The sequence below is a fragment of the Brevibacillus reuszeri genome (genome assembly GCF_002897295.1).
GTDB lineage: Bacteria > Bacillota > Bacilli > Brevibacillales > Brevibacillaceae > Brevibacillus > Brevibacillus reuszeri_A.
On record NZ_BEXF01000006.1, the window covers coordinates 218,844 to 232,015 of the forward strand.

Consider the following 13,172-nt stretch of genomic DNA (forward strand, 5'->3'; position numbering starts at 1 on the left):
ACGACCAGCGAGAGAAAATGCTGGAGTAAAAGACAAGTGTGGAATGGTTCCATACGGCAAGGAGTCATGATGAACGATAGATTGTATTACCAAGATGCCTATATTCAAACATTCTCAGCGCAAATCACGAAAAGAGGAACAGAGGAAGATGGTACTGCGTATGTAGTGCTAAGCGAGACCGCCTTTTACCCTACAGGTGGCGGACAGCCGTGTGATTTGGGGCTGCTCAGCGGTATTCAAGTGGTGGATGTCGAAGAAATTGGTGGCGAAGTGCGTCATAGGCTGGCCTTTCCATTGTCAGAAGAGATTACCGAGGTAACTGGGCAGATTGATTGGGAGCGCCGGTTTGACCATATGCAGCAGCATGCAGGTCAGCATATTCTCTCCGCCGCTTTTCTAGAGGTAGTACAAGCGGAGACCCTCGCTTTTCATTTGGGCAAAGAACGCGTCACAATCGATGTGCGTCTGGATGAATTGACGGAGGATGTGTGGACAAAGGTAGAGCAGCGAGCAAACCAGGTTGTCCTAGAAAATCACCCGATCATTGCTCGTTTTGTAGATGAGGCAGAGCTGGCTGCACTTCCATTGAAAAAACAGCCAACCGTGACCGAAAATATTCGCGTGGTCATGATTCCTGATTTTGACTACAATCCATGTGGCGGAACTCATCCTGCGCGGACAAGCGAAGTCGGCATGATTAAAATCTTGGGCTGGGAACGCCATCGCGGCAATATCCGTCTGGAGTTTATTTGCGGCTGGCGAGCATTGCGTGATTACACCCGCAAGCAAGCGACCGTTCGTGAGCTGGCGCGCCATTTGCTCACGAGTGAAGCAGAGCTGATCGAGCAGACACAGAGAGTCATTGCAGAGCGGGATCTCCTGAAACAAACGCTTATGGAAAAAGAAAAGCTGCTGCTAGGCGTCGAGGTGCAAAAGCAGCTCGCATGCGCCACAGCACTAGGAAACGTCCGCTTGATCCAGCTTGCCTTTACCGATAAAACGATCCAGGAGCTTCAGCAATTTGCCCAAATGATGACGGCTGAGGCGCCAGATACAGTATGTCTCCTGGCTGCGACAGGGGAAAAATTACAGCTCGTATTTGCCCGCGGACAAGACGCTACGGTAGCAGTCAATCAATTGATAAAAGAAACGCTCCCGCTCATTTCTGGAAAAGGTGGCGGGAATCCTGCTATGGCTCAAGGCGGCGGACAACCTGTGATGGCTGCCGAAGAGGTACTTGCTCACGCACGCAAGCTATTGGAAGCAGCATTGGAAGCATAAGTAATGGAATAAACGATACATTTCACTGAGGAGGAGATCAAGATGATGTGGAACCCGGGAGATATCGTACGTGTCACACAAAAAACGGGAGAATATATTACGGAAGTGCTAGAAAACCATGATAGCAAGCTGTTGGTAAAGGTATTGGCAGTAACCAAATTTCCGACACAAGGCGACCTGCACACGTCGTTTGAGGTGGACGTTCCTTTGTTTCATCAGCGCCCAGCCTTGTCTTATCAAGAAAAATTCATGACTTCATCTGTAGGACCGATTCGTTATAATGGGGCGATTCCTGATTATAAGGAGTCTGTTCGCGTGGCAATGGAGCGCGAGATGGACAAACTCAGAAAAATGTCCGTCTGGGCAGAGCGTTGTCTGGTTGAATTGGAAGCAATGCACAAGGAAACCTTTACAAACACAAAATAGAGTGGTACTGTAGAAATCGAGCAAGACAACTGAATAGGTTAATTACCAAACGGGGGCCGAGCATTGTTGGCTGAGATTGTAACGAATGTGTTACTGACCGTTGAACCTGACCTGGGTCATGCCAGCGGAGGAAGAGGTATAGCGAATCGTTATCACTAGAAGATGTCTTTTTGAGTGCATCCACACTTAAATGAGAACTTCTTCGAGAGGATCGAAACTCAACCATCCCGAGGCGGATGGTTTTTTTATTCACCATTCGCTTTAGGGTGTACCGTTATTCGGCTTCTTCTGTCTGACTGGGTGTAAACCAGCAGGTGGGGGGAGCCTTTTTTTGTACGTGGAGGAATAGGCGAAGGTGCAATCCCCGGGGGGCGACATGAGAAGGAGGAATACAATGGTTGTTCAACTGAATGGAAAAAAAGTAGAGTTGGCAGCAGAAATCGGCACTTTGCGTGAATTGCTGGCATCATACCAGCTGCAAGAGAAGATTGTAGTGGTAGAGCAAAATGGCGACATCATCGATCGTTCCCAGTATGAGACGACCCCCATTGCTGATGGGGATCGCATAGAAATTGTTCACTTTGTAGGAGGAGGATGATCATCATGGATACATTGAAAATTGGACCATACGAATTTCGCTCGCGCTTGCTTTTGGGTACTGGCAAGTTTGCGGATCTGGATATACAAGGAAAAGCGGTGGAAGTATCAGAGGCAGAAATTTTGACATTTGCCATTCGCAGACTCAATTTGGAAAATCCGCAAGAGCCTAATTTTTTGGAACAGCTCGATCTGAAAAAGTTTACGCTCTTGCCAAATACAGCAGGTGCTTATACTGCTGAAGAAGCAGTCCGTATCGCTCGCCTGGCAAAAGCATCCGGTCTGTGTGACATGATCAAGGTCGAGGTTATCGGTGATCCAAAAACGCTGCTGCCTGATCCGATCGGCACGCTGGAAGCTTCGAAAATCCTCGTAGAAGAGGGCTTTATCGTTTTGACGTACACCAATGACGATCCGATTCTGGCACGACGCCTGCAAGAGGTTGGCGTGCATGCAGTTATGCCAGGTGCTTCTCCGATTGGCTCCGGACAAGGAATCGTCAATGAAAACAATCTGCGCTTTATCATTGAAGAAGCGAAAGTACCGATCATCGTTGACGCAGGAATTGGTGCCCCAGCGGATTGTGCAAAGGCAATGGAACTGGGCGCTGATGGCGTACTACTCAACACAGCAGTCGCTCTCGCAGACAATCCCGTACTCATGGCTGAAGCGATGAAGCTCGGTGTGGAAGCTGGACGCAAAGGCTTTTTGGCAGGTCGAATCGCCAAAAAACGATACGCGTCAGCGAGCAGCCCAACGGAAGGGATGATCGAGTAACGTGGACCGTCTACAGGAGGCAATAGCAGCGATTGCTAACCGAAAAGAAGAGATGTTCGCGTTGTTGCAGGAGTTGGTTGCCCATCCGACGGTTAGTCCACCTGCACGAAACAGTGATGACGCACAGTCCTTTCTGGCAAATGAACTGCAAGCAATGGGCTTCGAGATCGATCGGTGGGAAGTGTATCCTGGGGATGACAATGTCGTAGGTCGGCTCCAGGGAACGGCTGCGAGCAAAGCCCATAGCCTCATTATCAATGGTCATATGGACGTCGCTGAAGTGGGAGACGACAGTGGTTGGACATACCCACCCTTTTCCTTGACAAAAGGGGAGGATGGGCGACTCTACGGCCGTGGTGTAGCAGATATGAAAGGCGGTTTGGCTGCTTCTCTGTTTGCGATTAAAATGCTTCGTGAGCATGGAGTGGAGCTACGAGGCGATCTGATGTTGCAATCCGTCATCGGAGAGGAAGCAGGAGAAGCCGGAACACTGGTAGCGATCGAACGAGGCTATACGGCAGATTACGCAGTAGTTGTCGACTCGAGTGACCTGCACATGCAAGGTCAGGGAGGCGTCATCACTGGCTGGATTACAATCGAGAGCCCAGCGACTTTGCATGACGGTATGCGGTCTAAGACCATTCACGCTGGGGGCGGTGTTCGTGGAGCCTCTGCGATTGAAAAAATGATGAAAATCATAAATGCACTGCAAGAGCTGGAACGAGATTGGGCAGTGATGAAATCGTATCCGGGCTTCCCGGCGGGTAGCAATACGATTAACCCTGCTGTGATCGAGGGTGGGCGCCATGCCGCTTTTATTGCAGATCGCTGCGCACTGTGGATCACGGTCCATTTTTACCCGAATGAATCGTATGAACAGATCATTCGTGAAGTGGAAGACCATGTGCAAAGAGCTTCAGCTGCTGATGTGTGGCTGCGGGATCATCCGCCAGCTTTTCGCTGGGGCGGCCGCTCTATGATCGAAGAGCGCGGAGAGATTTTTCCATCGCTAGAATTGGATCAAAATCATCCTGCACTTGCCATGCTGCGATCTGCCTACGAAAACCAGCTTCAGCAAGCTCCAGTGGTTGACATGTCTCCGAGCGTGACCGATGTGGGGTGGTTTGCCCATGCGGGAATTCCTGCCGTTCTGTTTGGGCCGGGAGAGCTAGAGAATGCTCATTCCGTCGATGAATCTATCAATCCGGAACAGCTTGTCCAATTTGCCCAAGTCATGGCAAGGTTCATCGCCGAATGGTGCAATACGGCAAAAAATGCGAAGGAGTGAATGTATCATGACAAAATTTACAGATCGACTGTGGAAGAGTGTGGCTCCGATTTGGGAACAGACGCATAAGCATCCGTTTGTTACCGGACTTGGGTGTGGCACCTTGCCAGTAGATTCGTTCAAGTTTTATATGAAGCAAGATTATGTTTACTTGATCGATTACGCCAAAATGTTTGCCCTGGCAAGCACGAAAGCCTATGACTTGACTACAAGTGCCAGATTTGCAGGCTTGCAGGAAGCGACGCTGAATGGAGAGATGGAGCTGCATCGACAGTATGCAGAGCGCTTTGGCATCTCGCGTGAGGAACTGGAAGCAACAAAGCCGTCCTTTGTGATGCTGGCTTATACTAGCTACATGCTGCGCGTTGCTCATCAAGGATCATTGGCGGAGCTAGTTAGTTCCTTGCTGCCATGCACGTGGAGCTATTGGGAGATCGGCAAGCATTTGGCAAAAGTAGAAGGCGCTCTGGAGCATGAATTGTACGGTGAATGGGTGCGGATGTACAGCTCCGATGAGTTTGGACAGCTTGCGATTTGGCTGATTGATATCATGAACGAGTTGGCTGACGGCAAGAACGAGCAAGAGCTTGCCCGACTCGAGGAACATTTCCTGTACACGACAAAAATGGAGTACATGTTCTGGGATATGGCGTACAGAAAGGAAATGTGGCCGTGCGAGATCAACTAGCCTTTGCTGGTGTACGATTTGCCTATGGTGATCAACCGATTCTCGACAACTTTGATCTAAACGTAGCCAAAGGCGAATTTGTAAGTTTGATCGGACCAAGCGGGATTGGCAAAAGCACTTTGTTTCAACTGATAGCAGGGCTCCTGCAGCCACAAAAGGGAGAGATTCTGCTAGGAGGAGAAGCGATGGCAAATCGACTGGGGCAAGTAGGCTATATGCCCCAGCGAGATTTACTGATGCCGTGGCGTACCATTGTTGAGAACGCTGCATTACCACTGGAAATCCAAGGCATCTCCAAAAAAGAAGCACATGAGAGAGTGAGAAGTGAGCTTCCCCAATACGGTCTGGAAGAATGGGCGGACGCTTATCCCGCACAGCTGTCTGGTGGAATGCGTCAGCGCGTGTCTTTTTTACGTGCTCTGCTGTCAAGCTCAAGCATGATGCTTCTGGATGAACCCTTCAGCTCGCTCGACGGGATTACCCGGATGGACATGCAAGAATGGCTGATGGCCAAGTGGCAGGAAACGGGAAGCACGATGCTGATGATTACGCATGATATCGACGAAGCGATTTTACTGGCGGATCGGGTTGTTGTACTCACGGGTAAACCGATTACGAAACCAATTGAGCTTCGGGTCTCGATTAATCGCCCGCGTTCGTTGGTCAGTCGCAATCAGTCTGGGTTCCTCGCTTTGCGTGAGGAAATATGGGATTTGCTCCGCAGCCATCGGAGCCAGCCTTCCTTGGGGAGGGAAGCGTAATGGGACATTGGCAAAGAGGTGTCTGGTTTGGTTTTTCCATCGCCCTGTTCCTAATCGCGTGGGAGCTCGCATGCCAGTTGCTTGCGATTCCACCGTTTATTTTGCCCCCACCGAGCGCTGTGGCTGTTTCTTTATGGGAGCTGCGTGAATCACTTTTGGGTCTGCATTTATGGGCGACGCTGAAAGAGGTTTTGATCGGGCTGTCGATTTCCATCGTGTTTGGGATATCGCTTGCCTTTGCAATGAACGCGAGTCGCATTGTCGAGCGATTGGTCTACCCGTATATCGTCATTTCCCAAACAATACCAATTATAGCATTATCGCCCGTTTTTATTTTATGGTTCGGCTATGATTTGTCGGGAAAAATCGCGGTTACGATCTTGTTTACTTTTTTCCCGATCGTAGTCAATACGTATGACGGGCTGCGATCCACAGATAAAGATACGTTGAATCTCCTAAAAACGATGGGAGCCACACGCGGGCAGATTTTTACCAAGCTGCAGCTGCCATCTAGCTTGCCGCACTTTTTTAGCGGACTAAAGGTAGCTGCTACTTACAGTGTCGCTGGAGCAACCATCGGGGAGTGGCTTGGGGCGAGTGAAGGTCTCGGGTATTTCGGCCGGCGAGCCTCTGGTAATTTTCAGGCACCAGCTTTGTTTGCCTCGGTTCTGCTGTTATCTGTGCTCGGGATGCTGCTCTTTTGGCTGGTAGGAAGAGTCGAACGGCATTTTAGCCCGCAAGTAAAAGTGAAAAAAAGCAGCAACGTGAAAAACTAGGAGGAACACCAATGAAACGTGTAAATACGTGGACGAAAACAATAATGGCACTGACGCTCGCTACAAGTCTGGCAGCCTGCAGTAACCAAGCGGGAACTAGCTCAAGCCCATCGACGCCAGAAGCAAAAGGGGGAGAACCGACAGAGCTGACCATTGCACTTGATTGGTATCCAAATGCAGTTCACTCCTTCCTGTATGCAGCGGAAGACCAAGGCTTTTTCAAGGAAGAAAACCTCAAGGTAAATCTGCAAATGCCATCGGACAGCAATGATCCGCTAAAAATGGCAGCTGCGGGGAAGGTTGATTTGGCTATCAGCTATCAACCACAGGTGGTTCAAGCCCGCTCAGAAGGAATTCCTGTTGTTTCTGTCGGGGCGCTTGTACGCCATCCGCTCAACGTCATTATGACACGCAAGGATAGTGGCATCGACACCCCGCAGCAGCTTGCCGGAAAAAATATCGGTTACCCATCCATTCCACTGGATGAGTCGATCGTTCGTACGGTAGTGAAACAGGCAGGGGGAGATGATTCAGGACTCTCGTTTACGGATATCGGTTTTGACATCGTGCCTGCTCTGACTGCTAAAAAGGTAGACGCCGTAGTGGGAGGGTACATCAACCACGAGCAATTGATTCTCGAAAAAAATGGGGTAGCTGTAAATGCCTTTAAACCATTTGAGTTTGGTGTGCCGGACTACTATGAGCTTGTGCTTACTACTAGCGACGATACCCTCGGCAAAAAACAGCAAGCAATCGAAGCGCTCCTGCGCGCAATCGCCAAAGGTCAAGACTACGTGAAAAACAATAAGGAAAAAGCTCTCGACCTGCTCCTGGCAAAACAGGCAGGAGAGTTCCCACTTGAAAAAGACATCGAAACAAAAAGCCTGGATATCCTGATTCCGTTGATGGATGCTGGTGATAAGCCATTTGGCTATCAAACGGCAGAGTCATGGCAAACGCTTATTGACTGGATGAAAAGCGAAAAACTGATTACAACAGATGTAAAAGCTGAGCAGGTCATGCGCGATCTTATAAAGTAAGAACAATTTCAGCTTTCATACCTTCTCCGATCGTACTCGCCAGCACAAGCTGCCCTCGATGGGCTTTGGCGATCCTTGCGACCATCGGCAAACCAAGTCCGTGTCCGTTTTGGGCCGGGCTTTTTCTTTTTGTGGAGTAAGGCAGCTCGAGCAAATCGGAGAGCTCGTCTGACGGATATCCCTTGCCGTTGTCTGTAACGATGATTCGACCAAACAGGTTATCTGCTGATAGCTCTGTGCGCATGACAATTCGACAGCCTTTCGGATTGTGCGTGATACTGTTTTGAATCAGATTGGTGACAGCCCGCGTCAACAGCTTTTCATCCCCGTTTACCACGATACATTCATCAGAAAGATCAACCTCAAGTGTATAAGAATCATCCAATCCGTTATTGAGAAATTCAGTAGCAATACTCCTGGCAATGGCTGATAGCTTCAATGGTTTGGTGTACAGTGGCTGCATGTCATACTCCAGCATAGAAACTAAATTCAAATCATGTACAAGTGAGCGCAGCTTTTCGCCCTGCTTACGAATGATACCAGCTTTCTTCTGCTCCTCGATGGGTATGCGCTCGCTTTCCTCCAGCTCACTTGCATAGCCTAGAACCATGGAGAGCGGTGTGCGGATATCGTGGGAGATTCCAGCAATCCAGTTTGAGCGTGCTTCATCTCTTGCTTTTAGCTGTTCATTTTTTTGTTGGAGGAGTGTCGACGTTTGGTTCATGCTTTTAGCCAGGCTGCTTAATACACCTTTGGGCTCAACATAGGCTTGCTGTTCATCTGCAAGTGCATGAATACCGCGAACGAGAGGCCTAATCGACTTAACAAATCTGGAGCCGATCAACAAGGCCACAAGCAAGGCAAGTACTGCATTGCCAGCCAGCAAAGCCAAAAAACGATAGGGGAGATTGCTGATCCATTCAATCGGAAAGACAAATTGATATTTGGCAACACTGTCTTTCGGAAAGCCTACGACGACGAGTCCTTGTTTATGCTCCCAGACATATACTGGATAATCCTGTAAGTAATTCCTCGAAAACTGCGCGACTTCCACCAGTGAATAGGAATGAGAAAGCTCGCTGGGGAGAGAGTAACTCCACGCGATCTGTCCTTGAGCATCCAGCAGCATAGCCCAGGCATAGTTTTGGCGCAGAAGTTTTTCAGCCGCAGGTTCCAAAGAAAAACGAGATTCGGAGATGGTTAATCCTTCTGTGACGTGCTGTGCGATGCTTGCTGGAGGAAGCCCCTCATTCATTCCAGCGAAGAACCACGTTCCGAGAAAGATAAAGTTAAGAATGAGCAAAAACACTGCGATCACGATTGTGGTACCGATATATCGATGTAAGATGCGAGCAACACCATCCATTTTTTACTCTTCCTTTATGTCTAGTTTGAGCCGAGTCCTCTAGCGGTGAGCAAGTATACGGGAGAGGAAGGGGTGGCTTCAATCTTTTCCCGGATCCTTCTGATATGTACCATTAGTGTATTTTCATAGCCAAAATAATCGTCGCCCCACACCGCTTGACAAAGAGAGTCGCTCGTAACGATTCGCCCACGGTTTTCATAAAGCTTTACGAGGATGGCAAGTTCTTTTGCCGTCAAGGTTAGCTCGCCTTGTTCTCTGCGAACCACAGCAGCATTCAAATCGACTGTTTGGCTGCCGAGGTTAAATATCGGGTGGGGCTCATCCATAGGTGGAATATACACGCGGCGCAAAATAGCAAGCAGGCGCAGAACCAGCTCTTTTGGCAAAAAAGGCTTGACCATGTAATCGTCGGCACCTAATCCGAGCCCGAGCAGCCTGTCTTCATCTTCGCCTCTTGCGGACAGAAATAGGACGGGAATCTGTGAGAAGCGGCGAATAGAAGATAGCAGGGCAAAGCCGTCGCCATCGGGAAGCATCACATCCAGGATGGTAATGTCAGGCTTTTCGGTCCGACATGCAGTCAGGGCTTCACCACAGCTTCCAGCTTGAAAAATACGAAAAAAGCCTTCCTTGCGTAAAAAACCATCAATCATATTTCTGATTTCCGGCTCATCATCTACGATGAGTATTTTTTTGGATTTTACATCTTCAAACACATTCATCACCTGCTTCCATTATACTGGCTATTTGCAATGCTTCTACCGGCCAGCTTCTCTTTCTAGTTGATTTAAGGTTACTGTAAGGTTGTCGTCAGCTTGGGGTAGGGTGCCGCGTATATGCTTTTCCTGTGAAGCAAATATCGTGTATATGAAAAGACAGGAGTGAACAGCATTGGATACGATTGTTACTACGCGTAGCCTGACAAAACGATACGGGGCCGATTATCGGGTCAATTCGGTCAATGTAGAGGTAAATGAAGGGGACATATATGGTTTTCTTGGCCCGAATGGCGCTGGGAAGACAACTACCATCAAAATGCTCTTGGGTTTGGTGAAACCTACTAGCGGGCAAGTCTTACTATTTGGAAAAAATTTCAGTGAAAACCGCCAAGCGATATTGAAACAAACGGGATCGTTGATAGAATCACCCTCATACTACGCACACCTTACTGGCCTGGAAAACATGAGAGTAATTCAACGTATAAGAGATGTGCCAGACAAAAACATCACAGAAGCACTACGCATCGTGCGGTTGGAAAAGCAAAAGGATAAAAAAGTAGGACAGTATTCATTGGGGATGAAACAGCGGCTCGGGATTGCGATGGCGCTTCTCCACTTTCCGAAGCTGCTCATTCTCGATGAGCCTACGAATGGGCTTGACCCTGCCGGGATTGGCGAAATTCGCGAGCTGATCCGTTCACTGCCAGAGCGGTATGGCATGACTGTCTTTCTCTCCAGTCACTTGCTTACAGAAATCGAACAAATAGCGACGAGTGTCGGTATCATTCACGATGGGCAGCTCTTGTATCAGGGAAGTATGGATGAGCTGAAAAAGAAGCATCAAGCGGTGATATCCATCAAGACAGGTGATAATGAACGAGCGATGGGACTTCTTTTCCACTCTGGATTTGAAGCAGCATGTACGGACGGTTTTCTGCGTTTGCCTGCTTTAACGGACAGCGAGGTAGCAGAAGCCAATCGCGTACTTGTTCATAGCGGAATTGATGTCATACGGATTTCCGAACAGAAAAAGAACCTGGAGACGATCTTCCTGGAGCTTACCGGAAAGGAGCGGAGCCTGTAGATGAATGCATTTGGGCTGGAGTTTTTCAAGCTTCGACGCAAGCACCTGCCGTTGATGATTGTACTGTTTTTATGTGTGGAGCTCGGCTGGGTGTTTGCGTCCGTCAGTATGTCACTTGCAAGAAACCCGGATGGAACAGGATGGGAAGCGATGCTGGCGACAGTTTCGTCGATGAACGGGCTGTTTTTGCCGATCCTTGCGGCAGTTGTCGTTTCTCGCCTTTGTGATATGGAGCACAAGGGGAACACCTGGGGACTCTTGATGGCTGCGGCTGTAAACAAAAATCAATTGTATGCTGCCAAATACACGTGTGCAAATGTATTGCTGTGCTTTGCAGCCATGATGCAGGTGATGGTCGTCGTAGGTATCGGCTATGGACTTTCATTTACTGATCCAGTGCCGTTTTCGCTACTGATTGCCTATTTGTGGGGAACAGTACTAACTAATCTGGTGGTTATCGGCTTACAGCAATGGGTATCTATTATGCTCAATAACCAAGCGTTCTGCTTAAGCCTAGGAATGATCGGTGGTTTCATCGGGATGACCTCAGATCTTTTCCCGTCCGAGATTGGTCGGCTATTTATTTGGTCGTATTATTCGGGCTTGAGTCCGGTTACGTACCAGTACGTCAATCAATCAATGGAGTTTGTTACGAGAAGCAGTGGAGTCGTTTTGCCAATGGGTGTACTTGCCATGGTCGTGGTTGTTTACGGAGCAGGTAGCTATTTTGCATCACGGCGAGAAGTTTAGGAATGAGGAGGCCAGACATGCTGACTAGATGTATCTCTGCAGAGTTTTTAAAGCTGCGCCATTCAAGGATGTGGCTAATTCTTCTAGTCCTTCCTGTGATCAGCGCGTTCATTGGCTCTGCGAACTACTACTTCAATCGAGAGGTTTTGCAAAAAGGGTGGTACAGCTTGTGGACACAGGTAAGTCTTTTCTACGGTGAATTTTTCTTGCCCGTCCTGATTGCGATATGCTGTGCGTATATGTGCAGGCTTGAGCATACGAATAAAAACTGGAACATCGTGATGACTGCCCCTGTGCCAACTACATACGTGTTTTTGGCAAAATTGACGGTCATTAGCGCATTTATGTTATTCGTACAGAGCTTGTTTCTTTTTCTCTTTTACGTGGCTGGTACAGTATTTAAAATCGATACGCCCTTTCCTGTCGAAGCATTTGGATGGATAATGCGAGGCTGGCTTGCTGCTATGTCGATCGCCGTGATTCAGCTGTGGCTTTCGATTCGCATCCACAGCTTTGCCACTCCGATCGGGATTAGTCTTTGCTGCGTTTTTCTCGGATTGGGAATGTACATAGCGAAACTCGGTTTTTTCTTTCCGCACTCGCTCCTTACCATCGGGATGGGAGTGCTGAGCCAGGAAAGCTTGACGAGCGTTGAAACGATTCAGTTTTTTGTGATGAGTACAGGCTATTTGGTGATAGGTTCTGTTCTTGCTATCCGCTGGATGTATAAAACAGATGTAGCGACCTAGCAAGCAGAAGATTCTTTCTTTATTCACAACCTTCATTTCCTTTTCGTAGAGATTCACCTTATAATAAAAGATGAATGCTTGTACGAGGAGTCGTTTTGATGAGCGATAATCAGAACAACAATAGCAACAACAAATTGGTCATTTTGAGCTTTGTCGGTGTCATTGTTGCATGTGCAGTCTCCATGGTGATCTTTATGTACGCAATGGCAAACTGAATTACCCATAGCTTTGCATGCAAAAAGCCGCTCGGCAGCTAACGAGCGGCTTTTTGCGTATGTAATGATAGGAACGTTTACGGCGCAGCGCTCTTCAGCTTCAGCTCAAGCTCTGCTAGAGATAGCTGGTTTAATTCAGCAAAACCAACGCCCTCAAGCGCAATGGTCCGCCCTTGATACAATGGGTAGACTCCCTGCCATAGCCCGGTGATGCTGTAATAAGAGGTTCCTTTGACCGGTTGGAGAAAGAGTACATAGTTCCCTTCACCAAGCGGCCCTGGATATTTGAAATTGAGAGGACTTGATGCGTCAGGCATAGGCTCTACACCCGTGCTAACCACATTCAAGAGCCGTGGTGGAGCTCCTTTTAGAACTTTTTTGATTTGCAAGGTCTGGGTGTAGTTTACTAGCTTTCCCTGTTCGACAGTGTGTCTGGTTGGATAGGAGTGCCCTGCACTATCTGCCCAAGCAATCACGATTAATTCACTTCGTTTCACTAGCTCCTGCCATGAGCTGGCTGTGGTAGCATCTACTTCTAAATCTCCGATAGCCGGAGCTGCAGAGACAGGCAGCAACACGCTTCCAGTCAGGATGAAAAGGGCTAGTAAGACTCGATAGAACATCGTTGTTTCCTCCAGCTCTTAAATAGTCATGA

General features: G+C 48.5%; 15 protein-coding genes and 1 riboswitch. Of the genes, 12 read left to right on the top strand and 3 right to left on the bottom strand.

Annotation, left to right across the window (positions count from 1 at the left end; translation table 11 throughout):
- The first annotated feature begins 69 nt into the window (after positions 1-69).
- From C3B52_RS12305 to C3B52_RS12345, 9 genes are all read left to right on the top strand, one after another.
- Positions 70-1,281, top strand: a complete 1,212-nt coding sequence (locus tag C3B52_RS12305; RefSeq protein WP_103106377.1) for an alanyl-tRNA editing protein — start codon at positions 70-72, stop codon at positions 1,279-1,281.
- A 42-nt stretch (positions 1,282-1,323) separates the two neighbouring features.
- Positions 1,324-1,707, top strand: a complete 384-nt coding sequence (gene kapB, locus C3B52_RS12310) for a sporulation phosphorelay system protein KapB (RefSeq protein WP_103106378.1) — start codon at positions 1,324-1,326, stop codon at positions 1,705-1,707.
- Between the two features lie 39 nt (positions 1,708-1,746).
- Positions 1,747-1,857, top strand: a riboswitch (TPP riboswitch).
- Positions 1,858-2,101: 244 nt separating this feature from the next.
- A complete protein-coding gene (gene thiS, locus C3B52_RS12315) occupies positions 2,102-2,305 on the top strand; it encodes a sulfur carrier protein ThiS (RefSeq protein ID WP_103106379.1) in 204 nt (67 codons plus the stop codon).
- A 5-nt stretch (positions 2,306-2,310) separates the two neighbouring features.
- Positions 2,311-3,081, top strand: coding sequence for a thiazole synthase (locus C3B52_RS12320; RefSeq protein WP_103106479.1), 771 nt, complete (start codon positions 2,311-2,313; stop codon positions 3,079-3,081).
- 1 nt (position 3,082) lies between these two features.
- Entirely contained in the window at positions 3,083-4,369 is a 1,287-nt protein-coding gene (locus C3B52_RS12325; protein WP_103106380.1) for an acetylornithine deacetylase, read from the top strand.
- Positions 4,370-4,376: 7 nt separating this feature from the next.
- Positions 4,377-5,057, top strand: coding sequence for a thiaminase II (gene tenA, locus C3B52_RS12330; RefSeq protein ID WP_103106381.1), 681 nt, complete (start codon positions 4,377-4,379; stop codon positions 5,055-5,057).
- Complete coding sequence (locus tag C3B52_RS12335; protein ID WP_103106382.1) at positions 5,042-5,818, top strand: ABC transporter ATP-binding protein; 777 nt, start codon at positions 5,042-5,044, stop codon at positions 5,816-5,818. The genes tenA and C3B52_RS12335 overlap by 16 nt, the downstream gene beginning before the upstream one ends.
- A complete protein-coding gene (locus C3B52_RS12340) occupies positions 5,818-6,594 on the top strand; it encodes an ABC transporter permease (protein ID WP_103106383.1) in 777 nt (258 codons plus the stop codon). Before C3B52_RS12335 ends, C3B52_RS12340 begins: the two co-directional genes overlap by 1 nt.
- An 11-nt stretch (positions 6,595-6,605) precedes the next feature.
- Positions 6,606-7,634 carry an ABC transporter substrate-binding protein gene (locus C3B52_RS12345; RefSeq protein WP_103106384.1) on the top strand — a complete coding sequence of 343 codons (1,029 nt, stop codon included), beginning with the start codon at positions 6,606-6,608 and terminating at the stop codon, positions 7,632-7,634.
- Here the strand turns inward: C3B52_RS12345 and C3B52_RS12350 are convergent.
- Entirely contained in the window at positions 7,624-9,000 is a 1,377-nt protein-coding gene (locus C3B52_RS12350) for a sensor histidine kinase (RefSeq protein ID WP_103106385.1), read from the bottom strand. The two genes, C3B52_RS12345 and C3B52_RS12350, sit on opposite strands and share 11 nt — an antisense overlap.
- A gap of 20 nt (positions 9,001-9,020) precedes the next feature.
- Positions 9,021-9,722: a response regulator transcription factor gene (locus tag C3B52_RS12355; RefSeq protein ID WP_103106386.1), complete on the bottom strand. Its 702-nt coding sequence runs from the start codon at positions 9,720-9,722 to the stop codon at positions 9,021-9,023.
- A 169-nt stretch (positions 9,723-9,891) separates the two neighbouring features.
- Between C3B52_RS12355 and C3B52_RS12360 the strand changes: the two genes are divergently transcribed.
- From C3B52_RS12360 to C3B52_RS12370, 3 genes are read left to right on the top strand one after another with little or no spacing between them, the layout of a single operon-like run.
- Positions 9,892-10,803, top strand: a complete 912-nt coding sequence (locus C3B52_RS12360; RefSeq protein WP_103106387.1) for an ABC transporter ATP-binding protein — start codon at positions 9,892-9,894, stop codon at positions 10,801-10,803.
- Positions 10,804-11,553 (top strand): ABC transporter permease, encoded by a 750-nt coding sequence (locus C3B52_RS12365; protein WP_103106388.1) that lies wholly within the window; start codon positions 10,804-10,806, stop codon positions 11,551-11,553. It abuts the gene before it with no gap.
- A gap of 20 nt (positions 11,554-11,573) precedes the next feature.
- The gene (locus tag C3B52_RS12370; protein ID WP_103106480.1) at positions 11,574-12,302 is read left to right on the top strand and encodes an ABC transporter permease; all 729 of its coding nucleotides are present in this window, start codon (positions 11,574-11,576) and stop codon (positions 12,300-12,302) included.
- A 292-nt stretch (positions 12,303-12,594) separates the two neighbouring features.
- On the opposite strand, the gene C3B52_RS12375 is transcribed toward C3B52_RS12370, so the two are convergent.
- Positions 12,595-13,140, bottom strand: a complete 546-nt coding sequence (locus tag C3B52_RS12375) for a hypothetical protein (protein ID WP_103106389.1) — start codon at positions 13,138-13,140, stop codon at positions 12,595-12,597.
- Positions 13,141-13,172 lie beyond the last annotated feature (32 nt).